The organism is Serratia sp. EC4, assembly GCF_059652115.1.
Map to the genome: position 1 here is coordinate 195886 of NZ_JBNIDE010000002.1, position 16368 is coordinate 212253.

The window sequence follows — 16368 nt, forward strand, 5'->3', positions numbered from 1 at the left end:
AGGGGAACTGAGATGAAGCAAGAGAAACACGGCGTATTGCTGGTGAACCTGGGCACGCCAGATGCGCCGACCTCGTCGGCGGTCAAACGCTATCTGAAGGAATTCCTCAGTGACGATCGCGTGGTCGACACGGCGCCGCTGATCTGGTGGCCGATCCTCAACGGCGCGATCTTGCCGATCCGTTCGCCGCGCGTGGCGAAACTCTATCAGTCGGTGTGGATGGAAGAAGGCTCGCCGCTGCTGGTGTACAGCCGCCGCCAACAGCGGGCGCTGGCGGCGCGCATGCCGAATACGCCGGTGGAGCTGGGCATGAGCTACGGTTCGCCGAGCCTGGCGGAAGCCATCGACAAGCTGCTGGCGCAGGGCGTGACCAACCTGGTGGTGCTGCCGCTCTATCCGCAATATTCCTGTTCCACCAGCGCGGCGGTATGGGATGGCGTGGCGCGGGTGCTGAAAGGCTATCGCCGCTTGCCTTCTGTGGCCTTCATTCGCGATTACGCCGAACACCCGGCCTATATCGCCGCGCTGCAACAAAGCGTGGAGCGCTCGTTCGCCGAGCACGGCCAGCCGGACCGGCTGGTGCTGTCTTTCCACGGCATCCCCAAACGTTATGCGCGGCTGGGCGACGACTACCCGCAACGCTGCGAGGATACGCTGCGTGCGCTGAGCGCCACGCTGCCGCTGGCGCCGGAGCGAGTGATGATGACGTACCAATCGCGCTTCGGCCGCGAGCCTTGGCTGACGCCGTACACCGATGAAACCCTGAAGGGGTTGCCGGCGCAGGGCGTGAAGCACATTCAACTGATTTGCCCCGGCTTCTCGGCAGACTGCCTGGAAACGCTGGAAGAGATCAAAGAGCAGAACCGCGAGATCTTCCTCAAGGCGGGCGGCGAGAAGTTTGAATACATCTCTGCGTTGAACGACGAGCCGGCGCATATCGACATGATGCAGCAACTGGTGGCGCAACGTCTGTAATCATCCATAATCTGTCTATTAGGTGCATCGTGATCGGGCGGGGATGTGTTAACATTCTCCGCTTGTTAAACCGTCACCACCGCCAATCACATGAAATTTCCTGGTAAACGCAAGTCCAAACACTATTTTCCGGTGAGCGCCCGCGATCCGCTTCTGCAGCAGGCCCAGCCCGAAAGTGAAATCAGCACCTCGTATATTGTCGGCATCGACCAGACGCTGGTGGATATCGAGGCAAAAGTGGACGATGCTTTTGTCCAGCGTTACGGCCTGAGCCTGGGCCACTCTCTGGTGATCGAAGACGACGTCGCCGAGGCGCTGTATCAGGAACTGAATGAAAACAACCTGGTCACCCATCAGTTCGCCGGCGGCACCATCGGCAATACCATGCACAACTATTCGGTGCTGGCGGACGATCGCTCGGTGCTGCTCGGCGTGATGTGCAGCAACGTGAAAATCGGCAGCTACGCCTACCGTTATCTGTGCAATACCTCCAGCCGCACCGATCTTAACTATTTGCAGGGTGTTGATGGCGCCATCGGCCGCTGTTTCACGCTGATCGGCGAAAGCGGCGAGCGCACCTTCGCCATCAATCCTGGCCAGATGAACCAGCTGCGCCCGGAAAGCATTCCTGAAGAGGTGATCGCCGGCGCGTCGGCGCTGGTGCTGAGCTCTTATCTGGTGCGCTGCAAGGAAGGGGAGCCGATAAAGGACGCCACCCTGCAGGCGATCGAGTACGCCAAAAAACACGATGTGCCGGTGGTGCTGACCCTGGGCACCAAGTACGTGATCGCCGACAACCCGCAGTGGTGGCGCGACTTCCTGAAGGAAAATGTGACGATTCTGGCGATGAACGAAGACGAAGCGCTGGAGCTGACCGGGCTGAGCGATCCGCTGACCGCGTCGGACATGGCGCTGGAGTGGGTGGATCTGGTGCTGTGCACCGCCGGGCCGAATGGCCTGTATATGGCGGGCTACACCGAAGAAGCCAATAAGCGCCAGACCCAGCACCCGCTGTTGCCGGGGCATATCGCCGAGTTCAACCGCTACGAGTTCAGCCGCGCCATGCGCCGCGAGCACTGTGAAAATCCGCTGCGCGTTTATTCGCACATCGCGCCGTATATGGGCGGGCCGGAGAAGATCATGAACACCAACGGCGCCGGCGACGGCGCGCTGTCGGCGTTGCTGCACGATATCGCTGCCAACGGTTATCACCGCCATAACGTGCCGAACTCCAGCAAGCATGTGCGCAGTTACCTGACCTACTCCTCCCTGGCGCAGGTGTGCAAATACGCCAACCGCGTCAGCTACCAGGTATTGAACCAGCATTCGCCGCGCCTCACGCGCGGCCTGCCGGAGCGGGAAGACAGCCTGGAAGAGTCCTACTGGGAGCGTTAACCCGCTGAAAAAGAAAAGGTCCGGCAATGCCGGACCTTTTTATATGCGCGCGCGGCGCTTCAGATCGGGCAGCCGCCCATTTTTTCTTCTTCGCTCAGGGTGTCCAACTGCAGGATGTTCAGCATGCTGTTGGCGATCTCCCGTTCGCCCATGACCACCTGATTGGCGCCGCGATCGGTGATGTAGGCCACTTCATCGTCGTAGTGGGCGCGGGCGATGATCTCGATATTCGGCCGCTTGGCGCGCGCCGAGGCGACGATCTCGCCGGCCTCGTAGCCATTCGGAATGGTCAACAGTAGCCAGCGCGCGCAGTCGAGCCGCGCCAGATCCATCACTTCCGGATTGGCGGCGTTGCCCAGCACCGTCTTGATACCCTGTTCGCGCAGCGCTTCCACCCGCGGGCGGGAATTCTCGATCACCACCAGCGGAATGCCCGCCTCGGCCAGTTTGCCGCCCAGCAGGCTGCCGACGCGGCCGTAGCCGACCACCAGCGCGTGATTGCACATATCCACCGGTATCTGTTTCTCTTCTTCCACCGCCTCTTCGAGGATTTGCTCTTCGATGGTTTCGGTTTTGGCCAGATAGCGTTCCAGCAGGGTGAACAACAGCGGGTTGAGCATGATGGATAGGATGGCGCCGGCCAGCACCAGATTGCGGCCATGCTCCGACATCATGCCGAGCGCGATGCCGAGGCCCGCAAGAATAAAGGCGAACTCGCCGATCTGCGCCAGGCTGGCGGAAATGGTCAGCGCGGTGCGCTTGGAGTGACCGAACATTTTCACCAGCAGGAACGCGGCGGCGGATTTGCCGAACACGATGATCGCCAGCGTCGCCAGCACCGCCAGCGGTTCGTTAATCACGATCATCGGATCGAACAGCATGCCGACCGAGACGAAGAACAGCACCGCGAACGCATCGCGCAGCGGCAGGGTGTCGTGCGCCGCGCGGTGGCTCAGTTCGGACTCGTTCAGCACCATGCCGGCAAAGAAGGCGCCCAGCGCGAAGGAGACGTCGAACAGCTTCACCGCGCCGTAGGCGATGCCGAGCGCCAGCGCCAATACCGCCAGGGTGAACAGCTCACGCGAGCCGGTGCTGGCGGTTTTCGACAGGATCCATGGCACCAGGCGGCGGCCGACCACGATCATCAGCGCGATGAAGGCGATGACTTTACCGATGGTCAGCGCCAGCTCCATCAGCAGCTGGCTGCTGCTGGCGTTGTCGTTACCCAGCATATTGCCGAAGGCCGGCAGCAATACCAGCGTCAGCACCATCGCCAAATCTTCGACGATCAGCCAGCCGATGGCGATTTGCCCGCGCTGGCTGTCGATCAGTTGCCGTTCCTCCAGGGCGCGCAGCAGCACCACGGTGCTGGCGGTGGAGAGGCAGAGGCCGAACACCAGACCGGAGATCAGATCCCAGCCGAGCAGCTTGGACAGCCCCATGCCGAGCAGGGTAGCGACGGCTATCTGCGCCACGGCGCCGGGAATGGCGATAGATTTTACTGCGAGGAGGTCTTTCAAAGAGAAGTGCAGGCCAACACCGAACATCAACAGGATAACGCCGATTTCCGCCAGTTCCGGCGCCAGTGAGGTGTCGGCGACGAAACCGGGGGTGAACGGGCCGGCGAGCACCCCTGCGGCCAGATACCCCACCAGAGGGGAGATGCGCAGGCGGTTCGCCAGCATGCCGAGGAGGAAGGCGAGTACTAACCCTCCGACGATGGTGGTGATGAGCGGTGTTGAATTATGCATCCATACTCCTTCTGGCTATGCATCGCGGCACGGGAGAATCGCAACAAAGTTACGAAAAGATACATTTAGTTTATTGCATTTGTTCGCGGCTTGCTTGGCTAATTTGGCCTTTTCTGTAAAAAAACAGAGGATCTCACTTAAGGCGCGGCAATGAGGGGGTTTTGGACCAGATAAACCAAATAACATTGATTTATCCGTAGGATAACCCGGATGAATAAATAATTTCATCCGGGCGGTTCGCGGGGTTATTGCGGTTTATGCTCCATATTGGGCAGTAATGCGGTGATAATGCCGATCAGCGGCAGGAAAGCACAGATTTGGTAGACCAGTTCGATACTGGTCAAATCGGCGACATAACCAAGAACTGCCGCACCTAACCCGCCCATACCGAAAGCAAAACCGAAGAATAAGCCGGAAACCATGCCCACTTTACCGGGGATCAGCTCCTGAGCGTAGACCAGAATGGCGGAGAACGCCGAGGCGAGAATAACCCCGATGATCACCGTTAAAATGCCGGTCCAATAGAGGGATGCATAGGGTAAAACAAGGGTAAACGGCGCAGCCCCGAGAATAGAGCCCCAAATCACGTATTTACGTCCTATCTTGTCGCCAATAGGCCCGCCGATAATGGTGCCAGCCGCTACCGCGAACAGGAAAGCGAACAGGTGAATTTGGGCATTCTGCACCGAAACGCCGAACTTATGTATCAGATAAAAGGTGTAATAGCTGCTGATGCTGGCCAGATAGAAGTATTTGGAGAAAATCAGCACCAGCAGGATGCCCAGCGAGTAGGCGACGGTACGTTTTGGCAGCGGTTTCAGCAGCGACGGGCTTTTCGGCTGCCCTTTAGTTGCCCGATGCTGATGTTGATACCACTTGCTGACCTGCAGCAACACCACGATCGCCAGCAGCGCCGCCAGCGAGAACCAGGCGACGTTGCCCTTGCCGTAAGGCGCGATGATCAGCGCCGCCAGCAGCGGGCCGAGCGAGCTGCCGAAGTTGCCGCCGACCTGGAACAGCGACTGCGCCAGGCCGTGCCGCCCGCCGGAGGCCATGCGCGCCACGCGCGAGGATTCCGGGTGGAAGACCGATGAGCCGGTGCCCACCAGCGCCGCCGCCAGCAGCACCAGCGGGAAGGTGCTCGCCACCGACAGCAGCAGCAGGCCGGACAGGGTAAAGCCCATGCCGATCGGCAGCGAGTAAGGCTGCGGGTGTTTATCGGTGTAATACCCGATCAATGGTTGCAGCAGCGAGGCCGTTAGCTGATAGGTCAGGGTAATCATGCCGATCTGCACGAAGCTGAGGTGGAAATCGGCTTGCAGGATCGGGTAAATCGCCAGGATCAGCGACTGGATCATATCGTTGAGCAGGTGAGACACGCTGATGGCGCCAAGGATGGAGAAGGCGGTTCCCTTCACCGCATTGCCCTTGGCGGGCGGCATCGCGCTTTGGCTACTGTCGGTCATATTATTATTAGCCTGATAAGTTGTTGAGCACAGAGATGACATCTTAGGCAGGACGTTCAATTTTTACCATATCTGAAATAATCAGACTCACATCGCAAAAATTTGAAATCAGCTGTCATTAATTCGCGCTACAATTTCGGCCTCATCATAAAAGCCATTTAATACACGGAGATCCGCCATGCGTTTTTCGCTGAAAACCACCGCATGCGCGTTGGCCGTTTCCCTGACGTTGCTGTCGGGGGCCGCCAGTGCCTGGGAAAAGGATAAGACCTACGCCATTACCATTCTGCACACCAACGATCATCACGGTCACTTCTGGCAGAACGATCACGGTGAATATGGCCTGGGCGCGCAGAAAACGCTGGTGGACGGCATTCGTCAGGAAGTGGCGGCGCAGGGCGGCAGCCTGCTGTTGTTGTCCGGCGGCGATATCAATACCGGCGTGCCGGAATCGGATCTGCAGGACGCCGAGCCGGACTTCCGCGGCATGAACCTGGTGGGTTACGACGCGATGGCGATCGGCAACCACGAATTCGACAACCCGCTGAGCGTGCTGCGCCAGCAGGAGAAGTGGGCGACCTTCCCGCTGCTGTCCGCCAATATCTATCAGAAAAGCACCGGCCAGCGCCTGTTCAAGCCTTACGCCTTGTTCGACAAGCAGGGCATCAAGATTGCCGTGATCGGCCTGACGACCGACGACACCGCCAAGATCGGCAACCCGGAGTACTTCACCGACATGGAATTCCGCGTGCCGGCGCAGGAAGCGAAGCAGGTGGTGGAGCAACTGCGTAAGGACGAGAAGCCGGACGTGATTATCGCCGCCACCCACATGGGGCACTATGACAACGGCGAACACGGCTCGAACGCGCCGGGCGACGTGGAGATGGCGCGCAGCCTGCCGGCCGGATATCTCGACATGATCGTCGGCGGCCACTCGCAGGATCCGGTGTGCATGGCCGGCGACAACCGCAAACAGGCGGATTATGTGCCGGGCACGCCGTGCTCGCCGGATCGCCAGAACGGCACCTGGATCGTGCAGGCGCACGAGTGGGGCAAATACGTGGGGCGCGCCGATTTCGAATTCCGCAACGGCGAGCTGAAGCTGGTGCATTATCAGCTGATCCCGGTGAACCTGAAGAAGAAAGTGGAGAAAGCGGACGGCACCAGCGAGCGGGTGTACTACACCCAGCAGATTGCGGAAGATCCGACCATGATGAAGCTGCTGACGCCATTCCAGGATAAGGGCAAGGCGCAGTTGGAAGTGAAGATCGGCAGCGTCAACGGCAAGCTTGAAGGCGATCGCAGCAAGGTGCGCTTCGTGCAGACCAACCTGGCGCGGGTGATGCTGGCCGCGCAGAGGGAGCGCGCCGACGCCGATTTCGCCGTGATGAGCGGCGGCGGGGTGCGCGATTCGATTGAAAGCGGCGATATCACCTACAAAAATGTGCTCAAGGTGCAGCCGTTCGGCAACACGCTGGTGCATGTCGATATGAAAGGCCGCGAGGTTGAGCAGTACCTGGCGGTGGTGGCCAACATGAAGCCGGATTCCGGCGCCTACGCCCAGTTCGCCAACGTCAGCCTGGTGGCGGACGGCAAGGGCGTCAGCGAGGTGAAGATCAATGGCCAGCCGCTGCAGGCGGATAAAACTTACCGCATGGCGACGCTGAACTTCAACGCGCTGGGCGGCGACGGCTATCCGAAGCTGGACGGGCTGCCGAGCTACGTCAACACCGGTTTTATCGACGCCGAGGTGCTGAAGCAATACATCGAGAAACACTCGCCGCTGGATGCGGCGGCTTACGAACCGAAGGGCGAAATCGTTTATCGCTAATCGCCACCGCCGCGGCCTGCCCCCATGGGCGGGCCGCCTGTTTTCCCGCCGAAAACCCCGCCTCAAACGCACGCAAAAGTCGCCGCCGCCGTCTTCCAATGATAGCCTGAGCGACAATTTGGTTTTGATAACGCAAACAGGAAGATGACATGTTGAAAACCGCAGGCTGGCTGCTGCCCGCCATCGTGGCGCTGGCGGGGTGTTCGTCATCCGGCCCACGTCACGAACAAACCCTCAGCCAGGCGCTGGCGGCCATCGGCCAGGACAAGGCGTTGGCCGGGGCGTCGAGCGGCGTGATGGTGCGCGACGCCAACAGCGGCAAGGTGCTGTATCAGGCGCACGCGGATCAGCGTTTGGCGCCGGCTTCCAACATGAAGATGTTCACCTCTCTGGCGGCGTTCGGCGTGCTGGGGGCCGATTACCGCTTTGAAACCCGGCTGCTGACCGCCGGTAAACAGCGCGGCGACACCCTGCAAGGGGATCTCTATCTGCAGGGCAGCGGCGATCCGACGCTGCATCCGGACGATCTCGACACCTTCGCCGCGGCGCTGGCGCAGCGCGGCATCCGTCATATACAGGGGCGGTTGTTGCTGGATGCCGGCGCCTTCGATCAGACGCCATTCGGCGCCGGCTGGAGCTGGGACGATGAACCTTTCGCCTTCGCTGCGCCGATCTCGGCGCTGAACTACGCCTTTACTCCCGGCGGCGATATCAACGTGGTGCAGGTGGCGGTGCGGCCGGGCGCCCGCGCCGGCGCGCCGGGACGGGCGAGCTTCTATCCCGCCAATGACGCGGTGACGCTCGTCAACCGCACCACCACCGGCAGTGACACCGCGCTGACGTATGAGCGCCGGCCGGGCAGCAACCGGATCGTGGTCAGCGGCACCATCGCCGCGCAGGCGGAGGCCAGCTCGCGATTGATTACCGTCGATCAACCGTCCCTCGTCGTCGGCGCCTTATTGCAACATGCCCTGCGCGCGCACGGCATCACCCTGCGCGGCAAGGTTGACGAGGGCGTGACGCCGGCCGGCGCACAGCTGCTGGCGGAAAAAACCTCGCCGCCGCTCTCCCGCCTGGTCGTCACCTTCCTGAAAGTCTCCAATAACGGCTACGGCGAGATATTGACCAAGGCGATGGGCCGCAAGACGCAGGGTAAAGGGGATTGGGCCGCCGGCCTTCAGGCGATAAATGGATTTGTGCAAAGCCAGGGCGTCGCGGCCGACGCCTATCGCCAGGTGGACGGTTCAGGGCTGTCGCGCATGAACCAGATCACGCCGCAACAGCTGACGACGCTGCTGCTGGCGGCCAGAAAACAGCCGTGGTTCGCCGACTGGTATCACGCCTTGCCCGTTGCGGGCGAGCCGGGATTGCTGGTGGGCGGCACGCTGCGTAACCGCATGGTGAACAGCGCGGCGGCAGGGCGCGCCCACGCCAAGAGCGGTTCCATGACCGGCGTATCGTCGCTCAGCGGCTATGTCGATTCGGCGACCGGTCGGCCGCTGGCATTCGCCATCATCAGCAATAACTATTTGGTGCCCGGCGCGCAGGTGAAGGCGCTGGAGGACCGCCTGGTGGAAACGCTGGCGGCCTGTGACGCCACGGTGGCGTGCCGCTGAGCGCGCGGCGTCAGTCGCGTTTGGCGATGTCGGCGAAGCTGCCGGCCAGCAGGCGGCACAGATCGGCGGCGGCCAGCTCGATATCCAGCCCGCGTTTGCCGCCGGAAACGTAAATGGTGGCGAACGCTTGCGCCGGGCTGTCGATCACCGTCGGCAGCCGTTTTTTCTGCCCCAGCGGGCTGATGCCGCCCACCAGATAGCCGGTGACGCGCTGCGCCAGCTGCGGATCGGCCATCTCGGCCTTTTTGGCGCCGAGGGCGCGGGCAACCTTTTTCAGATCCAACTGGGTTGCGACCGGCGTGATCGCCACCGCCAGGTGTTTGGCGTCGCCGTTCAGCGCCACCAGCAAGGTTTTGTAAACCCGATCGGCATCCAGCCCCAGCTTTCTCACCGCTTCGTCACCGAAGTTGGTTTCGTCACTGTCGTGGTGATAAGGATGAAGGGTGAAGGCGACCTTTTGTTTCTCAAGCAGAACGACTGCGGGCGTCATGATGTGTTGTCCAAAATGTCCCCAGCGGGGAAAGGGTGATAACCAGCCTTAAAAATACAAAAATCCAACCTGCCCGGCAACCTGAGCGGCTGTTACATAAAGCGGGTTGCCAAGATATTCACCGGGTTGCTACCCTGTTTACTGTAACCGTTAACACGGTTGCTATGCGTATAACTAGAATACAAGAAATTCCTCTTTGACTGGCCAATAGCGATATTGGCCACTTTTTTACCCCTGCGGCTGCAGCATCGCCGGCAGGTTATCCTCGCCATACAGGTGCAATGCGCCAACCGCCACCACATAGTCTCCGGCCGGCAGCGCCTCCAGCTGACGCCGCCAGTCGCGATTGCGCTGATGCATCAGCACGTCGTACAGTCCGGCGCTGAAGGTGGCCGGCAGCGTGTCCAGCGTGCCGCGCGGTTTGGCGTCCAGCCACCAGCTCACCATGGTTTGCAGCAGCCGCGCGTTGGTATGCCAGTGCTCCAGCGTATCGCGCAGCAGCGCGATGCCGCCTTCCGGCAGCTGTTCCAGCAGCGCCAACTGCTGCTGCGCCCCCTCGAGTTCGATCACCGGTTTGTCCTGCGCTCTGGCGGCCTGCAGCAGCTGATAATCTACGCCGTACTCTGCGCGCAGCCCCAGACGCTGAGCCTGCCGCGCCTGCATCATCAGCGCCACCTGCCAGCCGGGCAGGGTGGCGAAGGCGTGCGGATCGGCACCCAGTTCGTGGCACAGCGCCAGCAGCTGTTGATATTCTTCGGCGGACAGGCGCTGTTCCAGCTCGGGCTGTTGCTCTGCGTGGTCGAAAGGGGAGGCGGCGCCGGTGATATCAGCTTCGACGATCAGCGCGTCGGCCTGTTGCAGCCGGGCGGCCAGCCGGGGCGGCAGCGGCGACATATCGACGGTGCCCATATGGATGCTGCCCACCAGATGGAGCCGACGCTCGCCCGGCAGAGTGATGTCCAGCGCCGGATAAGCGTAACTTTTGGGCGAGATCAGGCCGAGAAAGGCGGCGAGGCGGCGTAACAGTTGACCCATACGGCGTGGCTCCTGAATAACGGGTGCGCGTTTCAGCATGAAAGGCGAGGGGAAATCGTCATTCATGCTAAACGCTATCCGCCGCGCAGGAAAGCCCGGAAAACGGCGGGGCGCCATGACGGCGCCCCGGCGATCATTTCCTGGGTTTAAAACGCAGCAGCCGGTTGGCGTTGCTGACCACGGTAATGGACGACAGCGCCATCGCCGCGCCCGCCACCACCGGGCTGAGCAGCGTGCCGGTCAGCGGGTAGAGCACGCCGGCGGCGATCGGGATGCCCAGCGTATTGTAGATAAAGGCGCCGAACAGGTTCTGCTTCATGTTGCGCAGCGTGGCCTTCGACAGTTCCACCGCATCCGCCACGCCGTGCAGGCTGTGGCGCATCAGGGTGATGGCGGCGGTCTCGATGGCGATGTCGCTGCCGCCGCCCATCGCGATGCCCACGTCGGCCTGCGCCAGCGCCGGGGCGTCGTTGATGCCGTCGCCGACCATCGCCACGCGTTGGCCCTGCGCCTGCAGCTGCTTGATCGCCGCCGCTTTGCCGTCCGGCAGCACGCCGGCAATCACCCGATCGATACCGGCCTCTTTGGCGATGGCGTTGGCGGTTACCGGGTTGTCGCCGGTCAGCATCACCAACTGATACCCCTGTTGGTGCAGGCGCTGCAGCGCCGCGACGCTGTCCTCGCGCAGCGGATCGCGAATGGCGAACAGCGCGGCCGGTTTACCGTCCACGGCCAGCAGCACCGGCGTCACGCCGCGTTCGGCCTGGGCGCGCATCGGCGCTTCCAGTTCGGCGGTCGCGACCTGATGCTGCTCCAGCAGCGCGGCGTTGCCCAGCAGCACCTGAACGCCGTCGATCTCCCCGCTGACGCCGGCGCCGCGCAGGGTGCGGAACTGCGCTACCTGCGGCAGCGTTTGCCCGGCGGCGCGTTCCGTGATGGCGCGCGCCAGCGGGTGGTTGGAGCCTTGTTCCAGCGCGGCGGCCCAGCCGATCGCCTGCTGTTCGCTGACCTGATTGAAGGTGAGGATCTCCACCACCTGCGGTTTCCCTTCGGTCAGGGTGCCGGTTTTGTCGAACATCAGGGTGTCCAGCTGGCTGGCCTGCTGCAGGGCGTCGGCGTCGCGCACCAGCACGCCGAACTCCGCCGCGCGGCCGACGCCGGAGATGATCGACATCGGCGTTGCCAGGCCCAATGCGCACGGGCAGGCGATGATCAGCACCGTGGTGGCGATCACCAGCGTATAGACCAGCTGCGGCTGCGGGCCGAAGAAGTACCACATCGCCGCGCTGAACAGCGCGATCGCCACCACCGCCGGCACGAACACCGCCGAGACGCGGTCGGCCAGTTGGCCGATCGCCGGTTTACTGCTCTGCGCCTGACGCACCAGTTTGATGATGCGCGCCAGCGTGGTTTGGCTGCCGATGGCGGCGGCGCGGAACAGCACGCTGCCGTCGTCGACCACCGTCCCGGCATGCACCGTATCGCCGGGGCCTTTCTGCTGCGGCACCGCTTCGCCGGTCAGCATCGCTTCATCGAGCCAGACTTCGCCCTGCTCGATTTCACCGTCGACCGGCACGCGATCGCCGGTGGTCAGCCGCAGCGTCATGCCGAGCTGCACCTCCGCCAGCGGGATATCGCGCTCGCCGTCGTCGGTCACCAGGCGCGCGGTGGGCGGCGTCAGATCCAGCAGCCGCTCCAGCGCCTGTGAAGAGCGCTGACGGGCGCGCTGCTCCAGCGCATGGCCGAGGTTGATCAAACCGATGATCATCGCGCTGGCCTCGTAATAGAGGTGGCGCGCCGCCATCGGGAAGAAATCGGGCCAAATGTTGACGGCGATCGAATAAAGCCAGGCGGCGCCGGTGCCGAGCGCCACCAGGGTGTCCATGGTAGCGCTGCCGTTCATCAGCGCGCGCCAGGCGTTGCGGTAGAAGTGCCCGCCGGCGAACACCATCACCGCCAGGGTGATGACGCCGACCAGCAGCCAGGGGCGCTGAGTTTCCGGCGTCAGCGTCATGCTGCCGCCGAACAGCCCCCAGGCCATCAGCGGGATACCCAACGCCAGACCGAGCGCCGCCTGCCAGCTAAAGCGCTTCATGTTGGCGCGTGCGGTCTGCTGCTGGCGCTCGCGGCGTTCGGTCTCGTCCTGAATCATCTCGGCGCCGTAGCCGGCTTTTTCCACCGCCGCCACCAGCGCTTGCGCATCGGCGGCGCCGGTCACCAGCGCGCTGCGTTCCGCCAGGTTGACGCGCGCGTGCTCTACGCCGGGTACGCTTTGCAGCGCCAACTGCACTTTATTGACGCAGCTGGCGCAGGTCATGCCGCTGAGCAGCAGCTGTACGCTGTCGTCCGCGCTGTCGGTTGCCGGAAGGGAAGGTTGCGCCGCTGGCTGAACGTCCGGCAACGAAGGTGTTGCGTCAGTCAACGGCTCAGTTTTTGGGGCGGCGGCGCCTGCTACGCTGGCGTGATAACCGGCATCTTCCACCGCGGCGATCAGCGTTTGCGGATCGGCATCGCCATACACTTTCGCGCTGTCGATAGCGACGTCGGCGGCGAATACGCCCGGCACCGCCTCCAGCGCCTTGCGGGTGGTGCCGACGCAGTGCATGCAGCTCAGGCCGCTCAGCTGCAGTTCGGTATCGGCGTGCGGCGCGACTTCGGCCTGATAACCGGCGGCGATCACGCTGTCGATCAGCGCGCTGTCCGGTGCGTCGCCGGTCACTTTGGCGTAATGGACGTTAACCTCCGCCTGTTCGACATCGCTGCGGCTTTCCAGGGCTTTTTTCACCCGCTGCGCGCAGTTCATGCAGGACAGCCCCTGCAATGCCAGCATAGTGGTGTGTGACATGATTGGACTCCTTGCTTAGAAGGCGGTGTTTAAAGGTTGACCGCCTGACCTGTTTTCACTAAGAAGGGAGCTTAAACCTTCCAGCAAGGGTAAGGTCAAGGCGGTTTTTACTTGCGCGGGCGTGACGGTCGTTTTGTGTTGTATGACAAGGCGTTTTATCGGCGGCAGCGCGGTCGGCTTACCCGAACCGCGCTGCCGCGTTGGGGTTACAGCACGAAAGGAATGAAACACTTAACCTGACGTTTATAGTTGCGCCAGACCTCGCCGTAGCGCTTCTCGGCCATTTTCTCGCTTTTGGGAATGGCGTCGGCGAAATACTGCACCAGGTTAGTCAGCGGTGCGATCAGGCCAAACAGGTTGCCGGCAAGCAGCCCGAAGCTGACGAAAATAAGAAAGTCGCCGAAATAATTCGGATGGCGCGCCAATCCCCAAAAGCCGCTGTTCAGCAACCGGCCTTTATTGTTCGGATCCTGTTTGAAGCGCCGTTTTTGATAATCGCTGCCGAAGTGGAACAGCGTGCCTATCAGGTAGACCCCAATGGCCAGCCATTGCAGCGCGCCCCACGTCCCCTGCAGTTGGCTGGCCCAGTAAAAGGGCAGGCAGTACAGGCCGCCGAAGATCATGACCATCATCACCGCCAGCCAGGGCACCTGCTGCGTGGGCATCACGTCCTTGAGTTTGGCCGCGGCGGTGTTGCCGTACCAACGTGTCAGCACGATGTTCATGCGCAGCAGGTACAGGCCGACCATGAGAAGGATCAGGGCTTTGTGGCTCAGATCGCCCTCGCCGAAATAGCAATAGACCAGGGTAACCGGCCCCATGGCGTTGAACCCCCACAGGAACATCGGGCGAGTGTCCTGGGCGCCGCGGCTGGTAATAAACGCCAGCAGGGCAAGGATCAACAAAACAACGGCCAAAGCAATCCATACATTCATTGTGTTCTCCTCAGCGGATTAGGGGGAATCGTTCCCCGAGTGCGCGCATTCGCCGGATGGCGGCGCGGTCAAAATGCTTTGCCAACTGCGTCTGGGCGCTGCGCTGCCCCATTGTTGCAGGTGGCCGAAGCGGGCAAAAAACACCGGGGGAGCGCTGAGCGCCAGGGTTGCTGCGAGCTCGCGACGCGCCTCGGCGTGTTGCACCAGAACGCTGATCGGATGCAATCCCCAACCCCAGTGTTGCAGCGTGAGCCACAGACGCCCAAGCCGCATGCCGGTGGCGAACAGGTGCTCGGCACTTTCGTCGTTCAGACACAGCGCCAGGTATTGCGGGCCTTCCGCGACGCGTTGCGCCAGCCCTTGCGCCATATAAGCCGGCAGGCGCAGCCCGGTCGCCAGCCGGCTTAAGCGAGGATGAAACGCCACTTGAAAGAAGCGCTTGAATGCTGGGGATACCGGGCCAAACAGGTGGTGCAGGTGAAAACCGTCGTCGGTAGGCTGCCGTTCGTTGAAGCGGATGTATTGATAGGTTTCCCGCCAGGCTTGGCGATCCGAGAAATCGAGCGCGGCGTGACGAGCGGTGAGCTGCGCGACCCGACGGCGAGCGCGTTCGTCACCTGCGATACTGAGTGAACTCGCCGTTCCGTCGAACAAGGTCTGCAGCTGCATCCGCTGCGCTTCATTGATTGGCGTAGGCTGATAGGCCGCCCGTGCGGTATGCCGCTCGCCGATCAGCTGCGCCAATTGGCGATGGGCGGCGCGATCGGGCGCGGCAGGCGCGGCGGGGGCAAAGCTCAGTAAATGCGTGGGGCCATTCTCCCAACGCCAGGCGAGAGGCGAGCCTGCACAGTTGAGCAGCGCGCTGAGGTACTCGAAGAAAATCCCGCAGCTCATCAGCATCTCGCGTTCCAGCGAAGGCAGGCTCTGCAAGGCGCGACGGCGGTCGATAGCCAACCGGCCACATCGGGCGTCGGCGTCATAGTGGAGAGACCAGGGTTGACAGTTGTGTGAAGAGGGCGCCTGCCGCGCGATGTCCACGGCCTGTTGCAGCGCCGCGGCGAAAAGGTCTTGGGTCATGATAAGGCTCCGAAAGCGGAAGGGGCGGGCAGGGAAAATACGGTAACGTTCGCTCTGAACGACATGCTCTCCTCCGCCGGAAAGCAGAGTGCGCATGTCCAGTCCAGGCTGCGCCACAGCCAGAAGCGTCTGCTCGGCAAACTGCCGTCGGCGCTTGAGACCAACCCGGTGCGCCAGTCGATGCCGATCGTCCGCAATTCGTAGGGCAGACCGCGGCCGTGGCTTTTTAAAAATGCTTCGCGAATGGCCCAGACGGCGCAGGCCTGTATGCGTCCCAATCGCTGTTCCGCCTCGCTAAAGGCCCAGCGCAGCGCCGCGCCGGAGAAGGGGCGATAATGCTGCAGATCGATGCCGAGCGGGATATCGCCGGTGGCGCTGGCGTACCAGGCAAGCGAATGGCTGAGGGAAACGTGGCGGCGTCCCAGCAGGAGGTGTTCGCCGAACGGTTGTCCACTCGCCTCATGGCGCAGCGTAAAGCCGGTCGCGTGCCCCTGGCACCATGTCCGGTTCAGCAGCGCGACGGCCTGCGCCCGCGCGAGGTTTTTCACCGCCGACAGAGGCCGCAATCCCCGAACGGCGGCGCAGCGGTGGGCGCCGCCCAGGGCGATGACGATACGCGGCGTCACGCTAAGCTCGATAACCATCGGCGATGCGTTCTCCGCTGATTTCGTCAACGACTTCCGCCAACTGATTAAAGCGTTCAACCAGGCTTTTAAACAGCGGGGTTTGCATCTCGCGCTCGAACATTTTCAGCGAGTTCAGCTGAATGATTTCGATAAAGTGAAACGGCGCCTCCGCCGAAGGGCTGACTTCGATGACATCGAAGGCGCGTACCGCGTCGAGGTGGCGGCAAGCCTGGTAATCGGTCGTCTCCACCCAGTCGCGAAACGCGGCGCGGTGGGCGATGTCTTTTAGCCGAATCTTATGGACGATAATGTGCATCTGGGCGGCC

Annotated in this window: 13 protein-coding genes; 4 read left to right on the forward strand and 9 right to left on the reverse strand. The window is 62.2% G+C overall.

Annotated features, from left to right (window positions below):
* Positions 1-12 precede the first annotated feature (12 nt).
* Together hemH and ACP39K_RS07580 are read left to right on the forward strand one after the other, a co-directional pair.
* Positions 13-975: a ferrochelatase gene (gene hemH / locus ACP39K_RS07575; protein WP_004940253.1), complete on the forward strand. Its 963-nt coding sequence runs from the start codon at positions 13-15 to the stop codon at positions 973-975.
* A 90-nt stretch (positions 976-1065) separates the two neighbouring features.
* On the forward strand, positions 1066-2370 hold the full coding sequence (locus tag ACP39K_RS07580; RefSeq protein WP_004940249.1) for an inosine/guanosine kinase: 1305 nt from the start codon (positions 1066-1068) through the stop codon (positions 2368-2370).
* 59 nt (positions 2371-2429) lie between these two features.
* On the opposite strand, the gene ybaL is transcribed toward ACP39K_RS07580, so the two are convergent.
* Together ybaL and ACP39K_RS07590 are read right to left on the reverse strand one after the other, a co-directional pair.
* Positions 2430-4121 (reverse strand): YbaL family putative K(+) efflux transporter, encoded by a 1692-nt coding sequence (ybaL, locus tag ACP39K_RS07585; protein WP_004940247.1) that lies wholly within the window; start codon positions 4119-4121, stop codon positions 2430-2432.
* Positions 4122-4366: 245 nt separating this feature from the next.
* Complete coding sequence (locus ACP39K_RS07590; RefSeq protein ID WP_244757985.1) at positions 4367-5587, reverse strand: MFS transporter; 1221 nt, start codon at positions 5585-5587, stop codon at positions 4367-4369.
* A gap of 178 nt (positions 5588-5765) precedes the next feature.
* Between ACP39K_RS07590 and ushA the strand changes: the two genes are divergently transcribed.
* Together ushA and dacB are read left to right on the forward strand one after the other, a co-directional pair.
* Positions 5766-7418, forward strand: a complete 1653-nt coding sequence (gene ushA, locus ACP39K_RS07595) for a bifunctional UDP-sugar hydrolase/5'-nucleotidase UshA (RefSeq protein WP_033641128.1) — start codon at positions 5766-5768, stop codon at positions 7416-7418.
* A gap of 149 nt (positions 7419-7567) precedes the next feature.
* Complete coding sequence (dacB, locus tag ACP39K_RS07600) at positions 7568-9034, forward strand: D-alanyl-D-alanine carboxypeptidase/D-alanyl-D-alanine endopeptidase (RefSeq protein ID WP_244757987.1); 1467 nt, start codon at positions 7568-7570, stop codon at positions 9032-9034.
* A 10-nt stretch (positions 9035-9044) separates the two neighbouring features.
* On the opposite strand, the gene ybaK is transcribed toward dacB, so the two are convergent.
* From ybaK to ACP39K_RS07635, 7 genes are all read right to left on the reverse strand, one after another.
* On the reverse strand, positions 9045-9524 hold the full coding sequence (gene ybaK / locus ACP39K_RS07605; RefSeq protein ID WP_197787960.1) for a Cys-tRNA(Pro)/Cys-tRNA(Cys) deacylase YbaK: 480 nt from the start codon (positions 9522-9524) through the stop codon (positions 9045-9047).
* Between the two features lie 228 nt (positions 9525-9752).
* Positions 9753-10559, reverse strand: coding sequence for a TraB/GumN family protein (locus ACP39K_RS07610; protein WP_033641125.1), 807 nt, complete (start codon positions 10557-10559; stop codon positions 9753-9755).
* Between the two features lie 133 nt (positions 10560-10692).
* Positions 10693-13404, reverse strand: a complete 2712-nt coding sequence (gene copA, locus ACP39K_RS07615; RefSeq protein ID WP_497008404.1) for a copper-exporting P-type ATPase CopA — start codon at positions 13402-13404, stop codon at positions 10693-10695.
* Between the two features lie 206 nt (positions 13405-13610).
* Entirely contained in the window at positions 13611-14339 is a 729-nt protein-coding gene (locus ACP39K_RS07620) for a DUF1295 domain-containing protein (protein ID WP_016928822.1), read from the reverse strand.
* An 18-nt stretch (positions 14340-14357) separates the two neighbouring features.
* Positions 14358-15416 carry a nitroreductase family protein gene (locus ACP39K_RS07625; protein WP_060444125.1) on the reverse strand — a complete coding sequence of 353 codons (1059 nt, stop codon included), beginning with the start codon at positions 15414-15416 and terminating at the stop codon, positions 14358-14360.
* Positions 15413-16060 (reverse strand): 4'-phosphopantetheinyl transferase family protein, encoded by a 648-nt coding sequence (locus tag ACP39K_RS07630; protein WP_048795908.1) that lies wholly within the window; start codon positions 16058-16060, stop codon positions 15413-15415. Before ACP39K_RS07630 ends, ACP39K_RS07625 begins: the two co-directional genes overlap by 4 nt.
* Entirely contained in the window at positions 16044-16358 is a 315-nt protein-coding gene (locus tag ACP39K_RS07635) for a RedY/HapK family protein (RefSeq protein ID WP_497008405.1), read from the reverse strand. Before ACP39K_RS07635 ends, ACP39K_RS07630 begins: the two co-directional genes overlap by 17 nt.
* Positions 16359-16368 lie beyond the last annotated feature (10 nt).